We start from the raw sequence: 19,492 nt of genomic DNA, 5'->3' as shown, positions 1-19,492 counted from the left end.
GATGGGGTGCGGATCACGCTCCGTGTTTGCCCGTGAGGCTCCGCGCCGTGCGCTACTTCACCGACTTTATCGAAGGCCAGGACGTGTCCCGCGACGAGGAGGGGCTGGATTTCGCCGAGCGGCTGGAAGCCTGCCGCTCGGCGGCGGAAGCTCTGGTCGAGGCCGCGCACGACCTGCTCCGCGGCAAGCCGAAGCTTCCGCCGCCCGGCGGCGGCGCCGGTCTGCAGTTGGAGGCCCAGGTTCGGGACGAGGCCGGCAGCGTCGTCTTTCGTGCCCGCCTCGCCCTCGATCTGGAGTGGCAGCCCGCAATCGACTGATCCGGCGGGCTACCAGCCGCAATTCGGCACCGGCGGCTGCGGTTTGGCCAGGGCCGCCTTCTCGATCTTCACCAGCGGCCCCCAGGCGTATTTCTGCGCGTAGGGCGTCACGTTGGCGAACAGGCAGCCGAGCTGGAAATCGGTCGCGCCCATCTCGCCCGCGAAGCCCATGCAGTCGAGGAACGTCCAGGTCTTGGGCACCGGCGTCATCGACCGCCAGCGCGGCATCGCCACCGGCGAGCAGACCTTCACGGCTCCGGTCCCGTCATCCGCGTCGAGCGCGTCGCCGGGACGAGGCTCGACAGCCCAGGCGGAGGCCGTCGCCAGCGCCAGCAGCACCGCGAGGGCGCGGACCGGCAGTCTCGCCGGGGTGAAGCCGTATCGGATCATCGGATCAGCGCATCGTCCGCCACAGCGCCGCGAGAATCGCGAAGCCGATGAGGTTGTAGAGGATCGCCCAGAGCCAGACACCCAGGATCGCGCGGCTCGGCTGGCGCGGCCTCTGACGGCCGAGGCGCAGCCGGTTCCGATCCTCCGGCGTCGGCCAGATGGCGCTCTTGGGCGCCCGGAGCAGGCGCGTGAGCGTCTCGGGCAAGTGTGGGTCGGGCGAGTGTGGGTCGGGCGGTCGTTCGCCGTTCATGACGGGCTCGCATGCGGCGCCGGGCCGACCGGCCGTGGCGCGGTCGGGACTTTCACGCGCCGGGCGGCCCAGTCGCACACAGCCCTGAACCCGCCGGTCAGAGAACCGTTCCGGGGGCTTCCGGATAATACTGGTAGGCCCAGGTCTCGGAGAGCAACCGCCCGCCGGCCTTCAGCTGCAGCCGCATCTCGACTGGGTCCGGACCCTCGGCGTAGAGCTTGAGGAACACCCGCCAGGGGCTGGGCTTGCCGTAGGGCGCCCAGGTGGCGCCGACCTCCTCGGCATGGCCGCGCGTGAGCGTGAGGACCACCTCGGCCTTCTCGGGATCGAGGCCCGCCAGGGCCGCGCCCTCGAATTCGAGCACGAATTGCCGCACGAGGTTGGCGCGGCCGGGGCGCCGGTCGGCCTCGGCGAGCCAGGATCCCTTGGTCGCCCGCGTCGCCATGCAGCGGGCGAGATCGGTCGCGACCGGCTCCTGCACTGGCCAGCGCAGCCGGTAGGCGAAGCTGCGCGCGCTCCCGGCCTTCGGCGGGTCGTCCGGGACCCACAGGGCGACGATGTTGTCGTCGGTCTCCTGATGGGTGGGGATCTCCACCAGCTGCACGCTGCCCGCGCCCCAATCCCCCTGCGGCTCCACCCAGAGGTCCGGCCGGTTCTCCTCGAAGCCGTCGTCGATGTAGTGGTCGAAGGACCGGTCCCGCTGGAGCAGGCCGAAGCCCCGGGGCGACCGGTCCGCGAAGGCGCTGACGCTGAGCCGCGGCGGGTTGTTGAGCGGCCGCCAGATGATCTCGCCACTGCCGGTCTGCATCAGCAGGCCGTCGGAATCGTGCACCTCCGGCCGCCAGTCGCTGGCGAGGAACCGGCTCATCCCCTCCGAGTACCAGAGCATCGAGGTCAGCGGCGCCATGCCGAACCGCTCGACGGAGCGGCGCATGTAGAGCGTGCAGGCGACGTCGATGACGACGTGCGGCTCCTTGCGGGCGACGAACCGGTAGGCGCCGGTCAGGCTCGGACCTTCGAGCAGAGCCAGCACGGTGACGGCGCCCTCCGCGGCCGGGCTGACGTAGAACCGGGTGAAGACCGGGAATTCCTCCGTCTTGCCCGGTCCGGGCGCGGTGTCGATGGCGATGCCGCGGGCGGAGGCGCCGTATTGCTGCCCGTCGCCGGCGGCGCGGAAATACGACGCGCCGAGGAAGGCGAGCCAGTCGGCGTCGTCGCCGGGCTGGCCGGCCGGGGCCTTCTGGAACCGGAACCCGGCGAAGCCGGCCCCGTCTGGGACGTCCTTGGCCGGATTGCCGGCCGGGTAGGTGAACAGGTCGTGGCTGTAGAGCACTTCGCGGGCCTGTCCGCCCTCCAGGGCGAAGACCTTCACGGGGTGCCGGAAGAAGTTGCCGAGATGGAAGAAGGTCACCGGATAGGGGCTGTCGGAGAAGAGCGCCCGGCCGGGCGGGTAGCGGATCTCCTGCAGCGGCCCGTAGGTCAGGGCGTCGAGGGCCTTCGCGGCGGGCGCCTCGGGCGGCGGCGCGTAGGGCCGGTCGCGCAGGCTCCGGGCGAGGTCGTTCAGCCGGTCGAGATCCATGGGCTCGGGCGACGCGAGACGCGGCCCTCCGGCAGCGGCCCGGGCAGTGCCGGGGAACGGCGCGAGGGCCAGGAGCCCGAGGGCGGTCAGGACGCGGCGCGTGATCAAGCGGGTGCCTCGGCGATTCGACCCGGGCCTCGCGGCCCGCGTCGCGCTCTAGCCATGCGAAGGCGGCGGCGCAATTTCGTCAGGCGCCGCTCAGCTCCGCGGCCCGCACGTGCCCGTGGCACCGGTCGTCGACCACAGTTCCGCCCCGCCCCCCGGGGCGCACTGTCCGGGCAGCGCCAGCGTGATCAGCTTGGACAGCACGCGCGCCTCGTCCTCCTGGTAGCCGATCTCCCCGACCATGCGGCCGGTCTTGTCGAACAGCGCGACGGTGGCCGAATGCTCCATCGTGTAGTCGCCGTCCTGGGTCGGCACGCGCTTGTAGGCGACGTGGTAGGCATCGGCCATGCGGGCGACTTGATCCTTCGTGCCGACGAAGCCGCGGATTCGCGGATCGAACGAGGCGAGGTACTCGCGCAGGGAGTCGGGCGTGTCGCGCTCCGGGTCGAGCGTGACGAAGACCACGTTGAGACGATCCGCGTCGCGGCCCATTCGGCCGAGGGCGCCGGCCAGCGTGGCGAGCGTCGTCGGGCAGACTTCCGGGCAGTGGGTGAAGCCGAAGAACAGGGCAGTCGGCTTGCCCAGGAGATCGGCCTGGCTCACCGGCCGGCCGTCGAGATCCGCCATGGTGAAGGCGCCCCCGGTCTTACGCGGATGGCTGAAGCGCGAGCCCTGCTGCAGGACGATCGCCCCCGTGCCGGCGGCGACCATCGCGACGAGACCGGCGGAGGCGATGAGGGCGATCGGGCTCGGTGCCATGCTGTGACCTGCGACGGCGCATCGTTGCCCGCAATATGGGGTGCGTGTCGATCCCCGCGATGTTCCTGCGGCGTCCCGGCCGCTCGGCCGAAGCCGGGGAACACGCCCTGGCAAGCCCGGTTGGCAGGATACCGGCGGTGACGGGCATCCCGCGTCGAACGCTTCGGCGCCCCGACGGGACAGGTCTGTGCCCGCACGGATCCCGGCGGGGCTTGGCCCGGCCCGGCCGCACCACGAACAGCTATGGGAGCCCGGTTCAGATGGCCCAGCAGATCCCTGTCGACCCGCAGGCCCGGGCCGATGATCCGCACCGCGACGCCGAGCGGGACGACGCCACCCACGCCATCACCGACGACGTCGCGTATCAGCGTCATGTCCTCGTCAACGTGGTCTTCGTCGGCGAGCCAGGGGCGGGCGACCGCGGCTGGGTGCTGGTCGATGCCGGTGTGATGGGCTCGAAGCGGGCGATCGAGGCTGCCGCGCGGGCGCGCTTCGGCGAGGGAGCGCGACCATCCGCGATCGTGCAGACGCACGGCCATTTCGACCATGTCGGCGTGCTGGAGGATCTGGCCGCGCAGTGGGAGGTCCCGGTCTACGCGCACGCGCTGGAGCGGCCGTATCTCGATGGCAGCGCCGCCTATCCGACGCCCGATCCCAGCGTCGGTGGCGGCCTGCTCGGCCGGCTTTCGCCGCTCTTCCCAACGCAGCCGGTGGATGTGTCGAAAAACCTGAAGGACCTTCCGGAGGACGGGACGGTGCCGCCCCTGCCCGGCTGGCGCTGGATCCACACGCCGGGCCATGCGCCGGGTCACATCTCCCTGTGGCGCGAGGCTGACCGGACGCTGATCGTCGGCGATGCCTTCGTCACGACCGCGCAGAAATCGGTCTACGCGGTCGCAGTCCAGGAGCCCGAGCTGCACGGACCGCCGATGTACCTGACGATCGACTGGGACGCGGCGCGCAAATCCGTCCGGACCCTGGCGGCGCTCGATCCGGAGCGGGTCATCACCGGCCACGGGCGGCCGCTCCAGGGACCGGAGATGCGCCGCGCCCTCAAGGCGCTGGCAGACGATTTCGACCGTGTCGCGGTCCCGAAGCACGGGCGCTTCGTGGAGAAACCGCTCCGCGCCGAGGACGGCTCGGCCTACAAGCCGCCGCGGTGATGGCGGGCTTCTCTGACCGCCTTGTACTTCCGGGGCGCCGCAGACGAGCCCGGACCGGAACAGGCATGCCGGACGCGGGCAATCCGACCCGCGAGTGCTGCACTTAGGCCGCGTCGGCGGGTCCGGATCCCGCGCTCCGCTCCGCGGGCCCGGGATGGCGGCGTGATCGGCAGCTGGACGCCTATGAGGCCAGGGCGAGGCCGTCTGTCGGGCCGACCGCGTCGCCCTCCGCGCTCAGCACGACGTCCATCTCGGCCTTGGGCATGGCGTGGCCGAAGAGGTAGCCCTGCCCGAAATGGCAGCCCTGGTCCGACAGCCAGTCCAGGCTCGCATCCGTCTCGATGCCTTCGGCCGTGGTGGAGAGGCCGAGACTCGTCCCGAGCTTGATGATGGCGTCGACCAGCTTGGCGCGCTCGTCGCTCATCGTGATCGCGTCGACGTAGCTCCGGTCGATCTTCAGCTTGTCGAACTTCAGCTCGCGCAGGTGGTAGAGGCTGGAATAGCCGGTGCCGAAATCGTCGAGCGCGATGCGCACGCCGAGCTGCCGCAGCGACAGGAGGGTGGCGCGGGTCGCCTCCAGATCCTGGATCAGGGCGCTCTCGGTGATCTCCACTTCGAGACGCTGGGGCGGGAAGCCGGTCTCGGTGAGGATCGCCAGGATGCGCTGGGCCAGCCACGCGTCCTGGAACTGGTGCGGCGCGATGTTTACCGCGAGGATCAGGTGGGACGGCCACGCGCGGGCATCGAGGCAGGCGCGTCGGATCAGGCTGTAGCTGAGGTCGGCGATCATCCCGGTCTCCTCGGCCACCGGGATGAATTCGGTCGGGCCGACGAGGCCCCGGGTCGGGTGGCGCCAGCGCGCCAGCACCTCAACGCCCACGATCGTCTTCTCGGGCAGGGAGACCACCGGCTGGTAGTAGGGCTCGATCGCCCCGGTCTCGATGGCGGTGCGCAGCTCCGTCTCGATGCGGGCCCGGGCGCGCAGCTCCTCGTCCATGGTGCTCCGGAAGAAGCGGTAATTGCCGCGGCCGTCCTTCTTGCCCTGGTACATGGCGAGATCGGCCGCGTGGAGCACGGCGTCGGGATCGGCGTGGTTGGCGGCCACGACCGCGACGCCGACGGTGGCGCCGACCTTGAGGTCGTTCTGGTTCCAGGAGACCGGCTCGGAAATGCTGGCGATGACGGCTTGCGCGAGGCGCGTCAGCCCCTCGCTGCCCTGCTCCACCGGGACCAGCATGGCGAACTCGTCGCCGCCGAGCCGGGCCGCGACGCCGCCGGGCGGCAGCAGCCGCTGGAGGCGTTCGGCCACGGCACAGAGAACCGCATTGCCGGCCGCGTGGCCGTAGAGGTCGTTGACCGGCTTGAACCGGTCGAGATCGATCAGCAGGACCGCGGAGGACGGCTCCGCACCCAACGTCGCCTGGGCTCGCGCGACCGCATCGATGAAGCGGCGCCGGTTGGCCAGCCCGGTCAGGCCGTCATGCCGGGCGATGGCCTCCGCTTGCGCGGCCGCCGCGTCGCGCTGCAGCATCAGCCGGCGGAGGAGGATGGATTTGCGGACGCTGGCGCCAAACAGGGCCACGCCCATGCAGGCGGCGAGCATCAGGAGGTCGTTGAGACCGTAGGCGGACATCGCGGCGTTCAGGGAGTCGAACGTTCCGAGCGTGACGCCGACGAACCAGATTCCCGCGCCGATGACGAGCAGGCACAGGGTCTCGTATAGCTCGCCGCGTCCCCACGCAGTCGACGACTCATTCGACATGTTTTGTGCCCGTATTCCAGGTCACGGACAAAGCATGTCAAATGCTAAGAGGCTGTGAACTTCAGGATCAACAAAGTCTCTGCATCGACCGACGGCTTCGTTGTTTTGGTTGATGCGGGCTTAAGGCGATATTCTACGTCTGCCGAGCCCCGGCTTTGCGATGGTACAGGGCTCGGCCGACACGTCGGACTAGCCGCCGCCCTGGCCGGAGGTGCCGCCACCGGCGCTCCCGTTCGGCACGGACCGCTCCGGAAGGTTGGCGTTTCCGCCCGCGGCCGAGTTCGTGGTGATCGTCTCGGCGCCGGTAGCGCCGGGGGCGACGACGAGGTCGGCATCGTTCCCGGTCGTGTTCGGCTGAATCTCGGTGGTGGCGCCGGTCGTGCGCGGGCCGACGAGGCCCGGCCCGGCCGGCACGCCCGTTTGGGCAAGAGCGCTGGCTGGCAGCGTCATGGGCAGCGTCATGGGGAGGAGCACGGCCAACGCCGCGGCTGAGAAGCGCATTTGATGTCTCTGGTTGGGCAATACGCGACTGCGGCTACCGTGACGGCCCGTGAACCGACGGACAAGCAGCAGGGTATGGTTGATCAACCAGCTGAAACGGATCCGGTTTCCGTATAAATCCACACGCACGGACGTTTATTCACGGTACCGAGCCGCCATAAATATTATTTTATGTTGATTTCTAACCTGATCGACCGGAACGAAAACGCTGATCCATTGATCAATTTGGGCCTCTACGTGCCACATACCTGCGCGCGCGGCTACCGCCGCACACCGCACGAGCCGCCGGCTTGAACCACAGCTTCTCCGGTGCGGTTGAGCGAGTGCTGACATTCTCAACTGGATACCGAGAGCCCTGCATGAATTCTGGATCAGGTTGCCGCCCCGTCTTCGGATCTCCGGTCGCGCATCTCGGCGCGATCCTCACCGCAGCCCTCCTCCTGACCGGGGCCGCCCGGGCCGCCGAGACGATGCCGGCCGTCGACCTGACCATGACGGTCGAGAACGGGGTGCCGACCTGCGCGCCGGCCGAGCTGCGCCTGCCGGCCGACACGGATGTCAGCATCAAGGTGCAGAATCGCTCCACGAGCCAGTTCGTGCTCACGGCGCCGCAGATCTTCGAGAACAAGAACGTCCTCCATCACGATGGCGACGTCGTGCACGTGGCGAGCAACGACGGTTACACCGTCAAGCAGAACGGCAAGGGCGAGATCCGCGTGCGAACGATCGGTGCGGGCCAGTACCCGTTCGGCTGCACCAGCGTGAACGACAAGTCCAAGCCGTTCCGGGGAACCCTGACGCTGACCCCGGCGGCCCGGTAGCCGCGCGGCCTCAGCGCCGCCGGAGCGCGCCGTCCGGCTCCTCCTCGGTGGGCAGCTCGCAGCGATTGTGGATGTCGGTGGCGGCGACGGCCCCGTGCGCCATCGCCACCACCACCTGATCGAGCCCGCGGACCACGCCGCCGGCGGCGTACAGGCCCGGCACGCTCGTGCGGTTGTGCTCGTCGACCGTGAGCGCCCCCGTGCCGTCGTGCTCCGCGCCGAGGGCGCGCGCGAGGTCGGAGCGGAGCTTCAATCCGAGGGCCGAGTACAGCACCTCGAACCGGTGTTCCGCGCCGTCGGCGGTGCGCAGCAGGGTAATCCGGCTCTGCTCGATATCGAGGCCGACGACCGGCGCATGGACGACCGCGATGCCATGCTCGCGCGCTCGCTCGCGCGCCGCTCCGTCGAGGTGCAGATCCTGACCGAGGGTCAGCAGGGTCACGTCCTGAGCGTAGGTGCGCGCCACGAACACTGCCTCGCCGAGGCCCCGGTCGCCGTGGCCGATGACGGCGATGCGCTTGCCCCGCGCCTCGTAGCCGTCACAGATCGGGCAGTAGCGCACCAGCCCGCGCCGGATCGCGTCCGGCAGGTCGGGGAGGTCCGGCTCGACATCCTCGGCGCCGGTGGCGAGGAGAACCCGCCGGGCCTCGATCGTGCGGATGCCGGGTTCCCCGTCCGCCGTAACGGTGGCGCGCAACCCGCCCGGGTTCCGCGCCAGATCCGTGACCAGCCCCGGCAGGATCATCCCGCCATAGCGGGCGAGGTGCGCGCGCTGCCGCTCGAGGATCTCGGTGCCCGAGATCCCGTCGGCGAAGACCGGTATGTTATGGCTGACCGGGATCCACCCGGTCCGGGACCGGCCCGCATCGACCACGAGGCAGCTGCGGCCGAAACGGGCAAGGTAGAGCGCCGCGGTCAGGCCGGCCGGCCCGCCGCCGATGATGAGGCAGTCGAGCGATTGGCCCACCGAGAGCCGGTCCAGCGGCATGGCCCACCCGAACGTTGTGACGCATCTCACAAAAGGACCCGTTCGGGCGGCCCTGGGTTCCCCATTCTGCCGTCTGCGGACTCCGCGCCCAAGCGGAGGCGGTGCGGTCTTGCGGCGGACGCGCGCTCACGCCGTGCAGGCCTCCATTCCGTTTCGCACCAGCGCCCGGGCCGCCTCGGCGTCGCCCCGGCGAAGCGGCCGGAATTCCCGGCCGGACAGCGCGTTGTACTGCGCGAAGAACGCCTCCACCTCCTCCAGCATGCCCGGACGGAGGTCGCTCAGGGCGTGAACATGCGCGTGGGTCGGGGCGTGTTCCGCCACGGCGATCAACCGGTCATTGCGCTCCCAGGTCCCGTCCCGCTCGCGCTGCTCGGCCTCGATCACGCCGACGAGGCGGCCCGCGACGACGCAGCCGGCGACGGCCGGCGCGTCGAGGAGCAGCAGGACGTCGAGCGGATCGCCGTCCTCGCCCTTCGTCGAGGGGATCATCCCGAAATCGTAGGGAAACGACAGCCCCTCCGGCAGAACCTTCTTCAGCAGGAGCGCGCCGAATTCGGGTTCGAAGCTGTACTTGTTGCGGCTGCCTTTCGGAGTCTCGACGACGATGTTGAGCGCGTCGCCCGTGAAGGCGGACAGGCGGTGCAGCGGCTTAGGATGAGCGGACAACGGGACGACCTCCGGGACGGGGCCCCCGGCCGCGTCACCGGAGGGGAACCCGCCCTCCCCCGGACGGGATCCGGACGCCGAGATCCTATCGCCCGAGGCGTCAGCCCGTGCGTGGGCGCTCCGGGTCCGGATCGCTCGAGATCGCCCAGGATGCGAGCACGAACGCCATGAAGAACAGGAAGTACTGATTGACCGACAATTCCTCGAACATCATCGACGGGATGAGGAACAGGGCGCTGTAGGTCAGGAACGGACCCGAGACGGCTGGCGCCAGAAGAATGCGTACCAGCCCGGCGATGAGGAGCAGCGCCACGGCGAGGCCGGATTGCAGCGCGAGCGAGACGAAGGCGTTGTGCGGCGTCGTGAGACCGGTGAGCGCGCGCAGCTCGTCCCGCCGGGCGATCTCGCCGACCCCGAACGGGTACTCGACCACGAGCTGAAGCGCGGTGAAACCCGACAGGAACCGCTCGTCGAAATTGCCGGCGACGTTGTGGTCCTCGGTGAAGCGCCGCTCGACCGCCTGAGCCAGCGTCCCGGGCAGCGGGAGCTCGCCGGTCAGCGACCAGGCGAGGAGCAGGACGCCGAGCACGCCGAGGGCGGCCAAGACCATCGAGGGCCGAAGATTGCGCCGCATCAGCACGGCGAGGACGAAGAGCGGCATGAACAGGCCGGCGCGGTTGTTGGTCAGCGGGAAGCTCGCCAGCAGCGCGACGAAGAAGACGAGGTAGATCACCCGAAGACGGTAGCGCAGGCTCAGCAGCAGAGCGGCCGCGCCGCCGAGCGCGAAGACGTGGCCCGTCTCGTTGCCGGAGATCCAGAGGCCGCCGAGCTTGTCCTGGAAGAAGAGCTTCAACTCCTCGTCGACGCCGTCCAGCGGAACCGCGAGGCCGAAGCGCTCCAGCGACGCACCGGTCGAGGCGAGAAACAGCACCGCCAGGGATGCCAGCATGCCCGCGAGGAGGCCGATGCAGAACGCGTTCTCGATCCGGCGGTCGCGGAACAGCACCAGCAGGATGAACGCCTGCACGACGTAGAGCAGCAGCACGAGGGTCAGGTAGACGTCGCCGCCCTGCTGGTGGGCCTTCAGCACGATGGAGGCGCCAAGGAGCACGACGATGGCGCCGATCGGCGCGATGTTCCGCAAGGCTTCCGCGATTACCGCGCGGCGCAGTCCCAACCAGGGGATGAGGAGGAACGGCAGGAGGTCGGACAGGCGCTGGAACGGCAGCCCGAAGCTCGAGGTCAGCACGTTGAACTGGAGGGCAACGCCGAGCAGGAAGACGGCCGCGCGGTCGGCCGCGGCGGACAGGGCCGGCGCCTCGTCCCGGATCGGCAACGCCCGTCCCATCATCGTTTCGAACCGTCCGAACGCGCGCCGCCGAAGGCCGGCGCCGGGCAAGGCAGGCGTCTCCGCGCCCCGACCCGACGATGCCGGTCCGGCTGGACGCGGCCCTGCACGCGCAGTCTCGCCCATAAAGGTTGGCGGACCGTGCAGATCAGGCCCTGCGGCGCATGAAGATTCGCAGAGCGCTGCGAACCGTCTCCCGCATGAAGGTCTGGGCCAGCGCCGCGTAGGCCAGGACGCCGATCCCGACGGCCGCGAACAGGCCGAGCCGGTCGCCGAGGGCGGCGTGGATCGGGGTCTGGACCAGCAGGACGAAGCCGGCCATGGCCGCCGCGCAGGCCGTGACCGGCAGGAGCACCCGGGCGAGATGCCGGTTGCTCACCGGCACGAAGCGCCCGGCGCCGACCACGATGACGGGCGAGAACAGGTAGGCCCGCGCCACATGCCCGATTGCTAGCGCCGCGAGGCCGAAGGGGGCCGTCGCGACGGAGGCGAGCGCGCCGAGGCCGAACTGGGCCCCGGCGAGCCGCAGCGCCGTGCCGTTGCGCCCGAGCGCCGTGAAGATCATCCAGAGCATCGAGGTGGCGACGAATTCGGGCGCGAGCAGCGCCAGCATCCGCAGCACCGGGGCGGCCTGGTGCCACTGGTCGCCGAACAGGAACGGGATCAGCGTCGGGGCGACGGCCGCCATGCCGAACAGGGCCGGCACCGCCACGAAGGCCGAGGCCGCGGTGAAGCCGTAGAAGGCCGTCGCGAGTTCCGCCGGCTGGTCCTGGAGCCGGGCATAGGTGGTCAGGCCGACCGTGGTCAGGGGGATGACCGCAACTTGGCTGACGAGATCGATGCAGCGCCAGGCGAGGCGCAGATACCCGACATCGGTCGCCGAGAGGAAATACGCGGCGATCACCTCCTGGCTGCGGATCGAGACCACCAGCAGGAGGTAGGTGCAGAACACCCGCGAGCCGAAGGCGATCTGGGCGCGCGCGGCCGCGAGGTTCACCCGGCGCGCCGGAATCCAGCGGGACGCCGCCCAGGTCAGGAGCGTCGTCGCCGTGGCGGCTACAAGGCGCTGGACCACGAGGCTCCAGACGCCGTAGCCGGCGAAGGCCAGCGCCAGGGCGACCGCCCCCCCGAGCAGGTTGGAGCCGAGCGCCCGCAGGGCGAGCTTGCGGAAGCCGAAGCTGCGCTGCAGGCGCGCCTCGTGGATGGCGCCCGCGGCGGTGATCACGAAGCAGGCTGAGAGCGCGCACAGGACCGGGCGCAGTTCCGGCAGGTCGAAGATCCAGGCGATCGGCCCCGACAGGGCGACCAGCGCCGCCGCGCACAGGCTGCCCGCCGCGAGCATGACCCAGAAGGCCGTGGCGGCGAATTCCTCGTCGCAATCGGCCCGCTGGACCACCGCGTCCGGCAGCCCGCACCGGGCGACGATCTGCAGGATGTCGATGAAGACGGCGGCGATCGCCACCATGCCGAATTCCGCCGGCCCGATCAGGCGCGCCAGCACGAGGAACACCCCGAAGCTCAGGACGACATTGCCCACGGAGGCGAGCGCCACCCAGCGGGCGGCGTCGAAAGAGCGGCCGGTCACGTCCGCACCGGCGCCGAGCCCCGGGACGATCTCGGAGGCGTCGGCGGCCGCCGCGGCCTCGGTCAGGACCGGCGCGCCGGCGCTCACGGGTGGGCTGCCCGGCGCTCGGCGACGAGTTCGGCGTAGAGGTCGAGGTACTTCTCGGCGACGCGCTCGGAGGTCGATTCGCGGATGACGTGCTGGAACGCGCGCTCGTCCGGAAGGTCGCCGCGGCCCCGTGCGATCACCGCCTCCAAGCGCGCGGCGAGTTCGGCATCGTCGCCCGGCGCGAACAGCCACTCGGTGTTGTCCTCGCCGATCAGCTCGGGGATCCCGCCCGAGGCGGCTCCGATGACCGGGACACCCATCGTGTAGGCCTCGTAGATCGTCCGCGGGGACGGCTCGGCCCAGAACGACGGCACGGCCAGCACGTCGATCGCGCTCAGGAACTCGGCGGGCTTGGCCCAGCCGACGAACTCGATCGGCAGGCCCTCGGCCTGCGCCTTGAAGCGCTCGATTGAATCGTCCATCGCGTGGCCGGCCACGAGGCAGCGCCAATTGCCGGGCCCGATCCGGCGGAAGGCGTCGATCAGCGTGCCGACCCCTTTCTCGACGTTGATCCGGCCGAGATAGCCGAAGGTCATCGGCTGCGCCGACCGATCGATGCGGCGCCTCGCCTCGGCATCGCCGTCCGGGACCGTGCAGGAATAGAAGATCACCCGGCGGCGCTCCGGGGCGAGATGCGTGAACAGGCCGTGATTGACGTGCGTCTTCAGGATCTCGGTCCCGACGCTGACCACCGCATCGACCGAGCGGTTGGTGATCTGCTTGCCGGCATTGACCACCTTGCAGCCGAGGTGCCAGCGCTCGCAGGGCTTGCCGTTCTTGAACATCGCGGCGTTGCCGCAGATCAGGTCGTACTCGCAGACCGTGTGGACGATCGGGATTCCGCGCTTGGCGGCCTCACGCCAGACCAGGGTCGAGACGTCGAGCAGCGAGTGCGTGTTGACGATGTCGGGCCTGAAGTCGTCGAGGACCCGGCCGAACTCGGCTGCGATGGCGAAATTCCACTGCTGCTTGAGCTTCGCCCAGGCACGGCCGAACCGGGTCGCCTTGGGCCAGTCCTCCAGCCAGAAGTCGTTGTGGTGCGCCATCCGGTAGACCGTGACGCCGCCCCGCACGCTCTTGGGCTCCGGCTCCCGGGCGATGCAGGCCGCCGCCACGATGTGGCCGGCCGCTGCCAACTCCTCGGCGAGGTGTTCCACCGAGCGCTCGGCCCCGCCGACGATGTAGGGCGGGTAGAGGGCGCTCAGATGCAGGATCCGGAGCGGCCCGGTGACGGCGCGATGCGCGATGCCGTCGCGCGGTGCGCTGTCGACCGCGACGCCGCCGCTGCCGAGCAGGTTGCGCGCGTAGGCCGGGGCCAGGGTGGAGGCCGTCATAAGCGGGACTCGCTGAGTTGCGGGCGGCCGAGCGGGGCCGGGACCGTGGCGGAATGGGTGGCGGCGCGGGCGGCGGCGTAGAGGTCGAGGTAGGCGGCCGCCACTTCGGCCGGATCGGTGCCGGCGCGGATGATTGGCGCGCGCGCCAGACCGTCGGAGAGACACTCCGGCTCCGCGATGATCCGAGCCATCGCGGCCGCGAGGGCGGCGCCATCACCGGGCGGAACCAGCCATGGGCCCGGTCCGATCTGCTCGCCGATGCCGCCGATGGCCGACCCGATCACCGGGACGCCGCGCCCGTAGGCCTCCGCCACGGTGCGGCCGAAGGGCTCGGGCCAGATCGGGGGGACCACGAGGCAATCCACCCCGTCGAGGAAGGCGTCGCGCTCCGCGTGGCCTAGGAACGACACCGGCAGGCCCTCGGTCAGGGCACGGTAGCGGTCGAGGCCGTCCACGGCGCGACCGGCAACGGTGAGGCGCCAGCCCTGTGCCGGCAGCAGCCGGCGGCAGGCCTCGAAGAGAATGTCGGCGCCCTTGCTGGCCTCGATGCGCCCCAGGAAGCCGAAGGTGACCGGCGCACCGGGCGTCCGGGGTCGCCGGTTCGCGCGTGCGCCCGGCTCGATCGGGTTCCAGATCACCCGCTGGAGATCCGCCGGGACCCCGTCGAAGAAGCCGGCGGCGCGATGGCGGGCCAGCAGATCCGCGCCGACGGCCGCGACGGCCGAGACCCCGCGCTGGCACCGGCGGTGCGGCTCCGCGTAGAGCCGGCACTTGAGGTGCTGGCCCGCGCAGGCCTGGCCGTGGCGCGTCATCGCGCCGTTGGTGCAGAGGCTGGTGAAGTCGTGCAGCGTGTGCACCACCGGCACGCCGAGCCGTCGGAGCAGCGGCCAGACCGCCGGGGGCAGTTCCGAGAGCGAGTGGGTGTTCACCAGATCGGGATCGAAATCCCGCACGGCCCGGCTGAGCTGGACGAGGCTGTGCCGGTTCCATTGTACGGCAAGCTTGTAGCGGATCCGGTCGAGGCGCCCGCGCTGCGGCCAGTCGAGGATGTGGAACGGCGTTCCGTATCCCATCCGGTAGACCGCGACGCCGTCCTGATGGACCGGCGCCTCGGCCTGCCGCGACGCGCAGGCGACCGCCACGGCGTGGCCTAGACCGGCCTGCGTGCGGGCGAGCGTCTCGACCATCAGCTCGGCGCCGCCGACCTGCTCGGGCGGGTAGAGCGAGCTAAGGTGCAGGATGCGCATGCGGCACCTCCCGGGCAGGCGTCGCGCGGCCGGACTCCGCGAGGGCGTCGAGGAGCGCGGACTCGTAGCGCCGGGCGGTCTCGGCCCAGCTGTAGAGCCGGACATTGCCGTGCCCGCAGGCGATCAGCGCGTCGCGCAGGCCGGGCTCGTCGAGCAGACGGCGCAGGCATCGGGTGAGCGCCGCCGGATCGGCCGGGTCGAAGGTCAGCGCGCCCGCGCCCGCGATCTCCGGGGTCGCCGACCGGTCGGAGCAGATCACCGGGCAGCCGAGCGCCTGCGCCTCCAGGACCGGCAGACAGAACCCCTCCGCGAAGGACGGCACGCACAGGCACAGGGCGTCCCGGTAGAGGGCGGCCAGCCGGCCCTCGCCGATCCGGGACAGGCGCGTCAGCGGCACCGGGGCGCCGTCCAGCGCGGCGGCGATTGTCTCGTCCTGGTCCTCGCCGACATGGACGATGCGGATGTCCGAGCGCCCGAGCGCGGCCACGGCCCGGGCCAAGGTCGCGAAGTTCTTGTTGTAGAGCGCGTTCCCGACCGCCAGCACATATGGTCCCGCGGGAATCCCGGTGGTCGCGTCCACGTTCGCCGGATCGAGCATCGGCGCGGAGGGCACGGCGTCGGTCCGGCCGGCGAGCGACGGGTAGCAGCGCCCGAGGTCGCGCCGGGTCGTCTCCGAGACGGCGATCACCCGGGCGCTGTTGCCGAGGACGAGGCGGAAGATCGGATCGGTCGTGAGCGCCTCGCGCGAGCCGATCCGGTCGGGCATCGTGCGGAAATACAGGTCGTGGACGACGCTGACCCGCGCCCGGGCGCCGAACGCGGCCCCATAGGGATCGGCGTTGAGCACCACGTCGATGCCGTGGGCGCGGCATAGCGCCGGAACCGTGACGGCCTGCCGCAGGACGTCCAGCAGCATGATCCGCGGGCGCGGCACCGTGACGATTGCGATCCGATCCCGGATCGCCGGGGGCAGCTTGTCGCGGCTCCAGGGCGAACGGAGCACGATATCGAAGGTGCCGCGCGCGATGAGCCCGGCGATGACCCGGAAGGCGACGAGGGCGACGCCCGACGGCCGGCCGGCGAATTGGCTGGGCATGTTCACGAGGACGCGCGGCATAGCGGCTCTGGCGGCTCGATCGTGAGAGGAGGATGGCCCGACCGTCAGGGTCGGCCAGAAACCTGAAGAATCAGCTTTGCGAGATCGCGCTGCATGGCGGCGGCCCCGTAGTGGGAGAGCGCCCGCGCGCGGGCCACGTTGGTGCGCGCGACGGCGGCGTCCGGATCGGCGAACAGGTCGGCGAGGGCCGCAGCGAGGCGATCGGGCCGCCGGGGCGGGACGAGGATGCCGGCCGCGCCGCCGTCCAGGATCTCCGCGGAGGCGCCCGCCTCGGTGGCGATCACCGGCACGCCGGCGAGCATCGCCTCGACGAGGGTCCGGCCGAACGGCTCGGGATCCACCGACGGGTGCACGACCGCGTCGACCGCCTGCATCAGGCGGGGCACGTCGGCCCGCTGGCCGAGGAACAGCACGCGGTCCGAGAGGCCCCGCGCCGCGACGCGCGCGCGCAGATCCGCCGCGTAGGCGTCCTCGCCGAACAGGGCGGCGCCCACCACGATGCAGCGGACATCCGGGAGCGCCGCCAGGGCGTCGATGACGACATCCTGCCCCTTCCAGGGCGCGAGACGGCTGAACACGCCGATGAGCGGTCCGGCGGGCAGGCCGAGTTCAGCGCGCAGCACCGCCGGCATCCGCGGGTCCAGGTCGAGATCGAGGCCGTTCGGCACGATTGTGACCCGGGACGGTCGCCCGCCGGCGCGGACGAAGGCGTCCGCCGCGGCGCTGGACGGGACAACGACCCGGGCCGCGCAGGCATTGGCGAGGCGCACCTGCACGGCCCGCTGGACCCGGCCGAAATGGGCGCCGTCGAGGATGTCGTGCAGGTGCCAGATCACCGGGCGCCCGGCCAAGCGCGCGGGCAGCGCCGAGAGCAGGAAGGCCTTCTGCGAATTGGCGTAGACCACATCGCATTCGCGGGCCGCGCCGAAGATCTCGACCGCGATGGCCGCCAGCCGCTTCAGCATGGGCAGCGCCCGCATCGGGGACGCGTCGCGCCGGAGTCCCGAGAGCCCGGCCCCGCGACTTGCGACCCGCGTCTCGAGACCAAGTCCGCGCAGGGCCTCGCCCAGCGCGCCGTCCTCGAACAGGAACGCCCTGGCGTCCGTCCAGGGGCGCACGGCGTCGCGCAGGACCAGCTCCGCCCCCGACATCGTGCCGGTGTGGCTCACGAACAGGACCCGCGGGCGGGCGCTGCGTCCGGGCTCGGCGACCCGCGCGCCGGGCGCGGTGCCGTGCTCCGAGAGACCGTCCGCGGGACAGGCGTCCGTCATCGGGCGGCCCCGGCGTGGCGGGATTGCGGGAGCGGCATCGCGTCGTAGGTCATCTGCCGGCCGGAATTGACCATCGTCATGGCGATGCCGAGCACGTGCCCGCCGGCCTGGCGCAGGTTCGCCACGGTCTCGACGGTGTCGGACAGCTGCGAATGGCCGTAGCGGGTGCAGCAGAGCACGCCGTCCACGTGACGGGCCAGCATCGCGGCGTCCATCAGCAGGCTGGTCGGCGGCGTGTCGAGGAGGACGAGGTCGTAGCGACGGCTCCAGCGCAGGAAGTCGGTCATCCGGGCGCTCATCAGCAGCTCGGTCGAATCCGGTGTGGGCGTGCCGGCCGGGATGACGTCGAAGGCACCCGCCGAGACGACGGCCTCGGCCGGGCCGATCTCCCCGCGCAGGATCCCGCCCAGCCCCGGCCCGCGTCCGAGCCCAAGCGACGCCTCGAAGTTCGGCCGGCGCAGGTCGCACTCGACCACCAGCACCCGGCGCCCGCTGGTCGAGCCGATGCTCGCGAGGGCGAACGCCGTAAACGACTTGCCCTCGCGCGGCTTCGATGAGGTCACGAGGACGACCCGGGATTGGCCGCCGCCAGCCAGCATCAGGTGCGCGTGCAGATTGCGCAGGACGTTCTGCATCACCGGATCGACGCGCGCCCGGTCCAGGGCCTCGGCGAGCTGGAGTTCCCGGTGCCGGTCGGAGAACCGGCCGACGAGGCCCGGGGCTTCCAGGTACGGCAGCTGGGCGAAGACCGGGGCGCCGGTGCCGGCCAGGAGCTGGGACGGCGTGCGGACCCGCTGGTCGGTCGAGTCGCGCAGCAGCGCCGCCGCGGCCGCCAGGACGCCTGCGAGCACGATGCCGCCTGCCACGAACGGCACGGTCTTGGGCGAGGACGGCTCCTGAGGCAGTTCGGCCAGGCTGACCAGCCGCGTGCTTCCCGTGAGGATGCGCCGCTCGGTCTCCAACTCGCCCGCCCGCTTCACCAGGTCGGCGTAGCGGGTGCGCTTGATCTCGGCATTGCGCACCATGCCCTCGATCGAGGCCTCGTCGTCCATGGCGGCCGCGGCCTCGGTCTTGGCGGTCTCCAGCTGGGCGCGCAGCGATTTGGCGAGGGCGTTCGACGCTTCGTAGGACTTGCGCAGGCCCCGCGCGACGTTGGCGATCTCCTGCTCGATGCGCTCGCGCAGGCTCGTCTGCTCGGTCACGAGCGCCCGGATCGCCGGATGGTTCGCGCCGAGGAGCGTGCTCTGATTGGACAGCTGCGCGCTGACGGTGCTGAGTTGCTGCTTGAGCGCGATCACGGTCTGGCTGGCCAGGACCGCCGGGGCACTCTCGGCGCCGCGTCCCCCGCGGCTCTCGATCTCGCCGAGACGCGCGGCCGCGTCGGCCTTGGCGGCCTCGGCGGCGTTGAGCTGCTGGCTGATGCTAGTGAGCCGCTCGGCGCTGATCGGGGCGCTCGACCCCTTCAGCAGCCCCTTGCGACGCCGATAGGTCTGGATCCGGGTCTCGTCGGCGCGGATCGATTCGTCGAGCTGCGTGATCTCGGTGTGCAGCCAGTCCGAAGCGGCCTTGCGGCTCGAGGCCTGCGCCTCGCGCTGATCCTCGAGGAACGCGTTGATGAGCGCATTGGCCATCGTCTGCGCCACTTCGGGCAGGGGCGACCGGTACGCGATGGTGATGATGCGCGAGCGGCCGGAGCTTGCGACCGTGAAGCGCTTGAGCAGGTACTCGACGAGGGCGTCGTGATTGCTCGTCAGCTTCGTGCACGCGGCCTGCTTCGTCTCCGAGATCTCCTCCGGCTGACCGCGCGTGGCGGCGTAGCGGCACTCGGCCATCACCGATGCGGCCAGGCCGCTGTCGATTGCGAGCCTCAGCAGCCGGGGCGAGCGGATCACCTGGATCTGGCTCTCGATGTCGGCCGGATCGCCGAGCTTCTGGATCCAGGCCATCGAGGCGTTGTGGGCGCCGGGCTCGGCTTCCGCCACGATCACCGAGCCGGTGGCGACGTATTGCGGCTGGATGATCATCAGGGCGGTCGCCGCCAGGGCGACGACGAGGGTGAACACCGCCGCGAACAGGGTGCGGCGACGCCAGATCCGCGTCAGGGGGGCGGCGAGCGCGCCGCGGCGCTCCGGCCCGAGGGCTGTGGCGGAGGTGCGGGCCGGAACCCGATCCGCCAGATCGACAGTCAGGAACGACATCGGC

The 19,492-nt window shown here is 71.1% G+C and carries 18 protein-coding genes; 3 read left to right on the top strand and 15 right to left on the bottom strand.

The window, feature by feature from the left end:
- Positions 1 to 47: 47 nt before the first annotated feature.
- On the top strand, positions 48 to 317 hold the full coding sequence (locus tag AC3WSN_RS02170; RefSeq protein WP_192707397.1) for a DUF6894 family protein: 270 nt from the start codon (positions 48 to 50) through the stop codon (positions 315 to 317).
- 9 nt (positions 318 to 326) lie between these two features.
- Here AC3WSN_RS02170 and AC3WSN_RS02165 read toward each other — a convergent pair whose 3' ends face one another.
- The 4 genes from AC3WSN_RS02165 to AC3WSN_RS02150 form a co-directional block, all read right to left on the bottom strand.
- Positions 327 to 707 (bottom strand): hypothetical protein, encoded by a 381-nt coding sequence (locus tag AC3WSN_RS02165; RefSeq protein WP_492536033.1) that lies wholly within the window; start codon positions 705 to 707, stop codon positions 327 to 329.
- 4 nt (positions 708 to 711) lie between these two features.
- Positions 712 to 957: a hypothetical protein gene (locus tag AC3WSN_RS02160; RefSeq protein ID WP_192707291.1), complete on the bottom strand. Its 246-nt coding sequence runs from the start codon at positions 955 to 957 to the stop codon at positions 712 to 714.
- A 97-nt stretch (positions 958 to 1,054) separates the two neighbouring features.
- Positions 1,055 to 2,644, bottom strand: a complete 1,590-nt coding sequence (locus tag AC3WSN_RS02155; protein WP_492536031.1) for an OpgD/OpgG family glucan biosynthesis protein — start codon at positions 2,642 to 2,644, stop codon at positions 1,055 to 1,057.
- 90 nt (positions 2,645 to 2,734) lie between these two features.
- Complete coding sequence (locus tag AC3WSN_RS02150) at positions 2,735 to 3,400, bottom strand: SCO family protein (RefSeq protein WP_238198190.1); 666 nt, start codon at positions 3,398 to 3,400, stop codon at positions 2,735 to 2,737.
- 260 nt (positions 3,401 to 3,660) lie between these two features.
- Here AC3WSN_RS02150 and AC3WSN_RS02145 point away from each other — a divergent pair, with 260 nt between their 5' ends.
- On the top strand, positions 3,661 to 4,563 hold the full coding sequence (locus AC3WSN_RS02145; RefSeq protein ID WP_492536029.1) for an MBL fold metallo-hydrolase: 903 nt from the start codon (positions 3,661 to 3,663) through the stop codon (positions 4,561 to 4,563).
- A gap of 181 nt (positions 4,564 to 4,744) precedes the next feature.
- Here the strand turns inward: AC3WSN_RS02145 and AC3WSN_RS02140 are convergent, their stop codons facing one another.
- Entirely contained in the window at positions 4,745 to 6,325 is a 1,581-nt protein-coding gene (locus AC3WSN_RS02140) for a putative bifunctional diguanylate cyclase/phosphodiesterase (RefSeq protein WP_492536027.1), read from the bottom strand.
- Between the two features lie 189 nt (positions 6,326 to 6,514).
- Positions 6,515 to 6,787, bottom strand: coding sequence for a hypothetical protein (locus AC3WSN_RS02135; protein WP_373622879.1), 273 nt, complete (start codon positions 6,785 to 6,787; stop codon positions 6,515 to 6,517).
- 398 nt (positions 6,788 to 7,185) lie between these two features.
- On the opposite strand from AC3WSN_RS02135, the gene AC3WSN_RS02130 reads away from it, so the two are divergent.
- Positions 7,186 to 7,647, top strand: coding sequence for a cupredoxin domain-containing protein (locus AC3WSN_RS02130; protein ID WP_492536026.1), 462 nt, complete (start codon positions 7,186 to 7,188; stop codon positions 7,645 to 7,647).
- 10 nt (positions 7,648 to 7,657) lie between these two features.
- On the opposite strand, the gene AC3WSN_RS02125 is transcribed toward AC3WSN_RS02130, so the two are convergent.
- From AC3WSN_RS02125 to AC3WSN_RS02085, 9 genes are all read right to left on the bottom strand, one after another.
- Entirely contained in the window at positions 7,658 to 8,635 is a 978-nt protein-coding gene (locus AC3WSN_RS02125; protein WP_492536024.1) for an NAD(P)/FAD-dependent oxidoreductase, read from the bottom strand.
- A gap of 126 nt (positions 8,636 to 8,761) precedes the next feature.
- Positions 8,762 to 9,301, bottom strand: a complete 540-nt coding sequence (locus AC3WSN_RS02120; RefSeq protein ID WP_492536023.1) for an inorganic diphosphatase — start codon at positions 9,299 to 9,301, stop codon at positions 8,762 to 8,764.
- 100 nt (positions 9,302 to 9,401) lie between these two features.
- Positions 9,402 to 10,652 (bottom strand): O-antigen ligase family protein, encoded by a 1,251-nt coding sequence (locus tag AC3WSN_RS02115; RefSeq protein WP_492536021.1) that lies wholly within the window; start codon positions 10,650 to 10,652, stop codon positions 9,402 to 9,404.
- A gap of 145 nt (positions 10,653 to 10,797) precedes the next feature.
- Positions 10,798 to 12,321, bottom strand: a complete 1,524-nt coding sequence (locus AC3WSN_RS02110; protein ID WP_492536019.1) for a lipopolysaccharide biosynthesis protein — start codon at positions 12,319 to 12,321, stop codon at positions 10,798 to 10,800.
- The gene (locus tag AC3WSN_RS02105) at positions 12,318 to 13,655 is read right to left on the bottom strand and encodes a glycosyltransferase family 4 protein (RefSeq protein ID WP_492536017.1); all 1,338 of its coding nucleotides are present in this window, start codon (positions 13,653 to 13,655) and stop codon (positions 12,318 to 12,320) included. The genes AC3WSN_RS02110 and AC3WSN_RS02105 overlap by 4 nt, the downstream gene beginning before the upstream one ends.
- On the bottom strand, positions 13,652 to 14,902 hold the full coding sequence (locus AC3WSN_RS02100; RefSeq protein ID WP_492536015.1) for a glycosyltransferase family 4 protein: 1,251 nt from the start codon (positions 14,900 to 14,902) through the stop codon (positions 13,652 to 13,654). The genes AC3WSN_RS02105 and AC3WSN_RS02100 overlap by 4 nt, the downstream gene beginning before the upstream one ends.
- Entirely contained in the window at positions 14,883 to 16,019 is a 1,137-nt protein-coding gene (locus tag AC3WSN_RS02095; RefSeq protein WP_492536013.1) for a glycosyltransferase family 4 protein, read from the bottom strand. The genes AC3WSN_RS02100 and AC3WSN_RS02095 overlap by 20 nt, the downstream gene beginning before the upstream one ends.
- A gap of 44 nt (positions 16,020 to 16,063) precedes the next feature.
- On the bottom strand, positions 16,064 to 17,290 hold the full coding sequence (locus AC3WSN_RS02090) for a glycosyltransferase (RefSeq protein WP_492536011.1): 1,227 nt from the start codon (positions 17,288 to 17,290) through the stop codon (positions 16,064 to 16,066).
- Positions 17,287 to 19,488, bottom strand: coding sequence for a GumC family protein (locus tag AC3WSN_RS02085; RefSeq protein ID WP_492536009.1), 2,202 nt, complete (start codon positions 19,486 to 19,488; stop codon positions 17,287 to 17,289). Before AC3WSN_RS02085 ends, AC3WSN_RS02090 begins: the two co-directional genes overlap by 4 nt.
- Between the last annotated feature and the right edge of the window lie 4 nt (positions 19,489 to 19,492).

This window comes from Methylobacterium sp. FW102-HT35C08, assembly GCF_058790235.1.
Note: the sequence above shows the minus strand (reverse complement) of the source record. Positions and strands in the feature narration are given on the sequence as shown.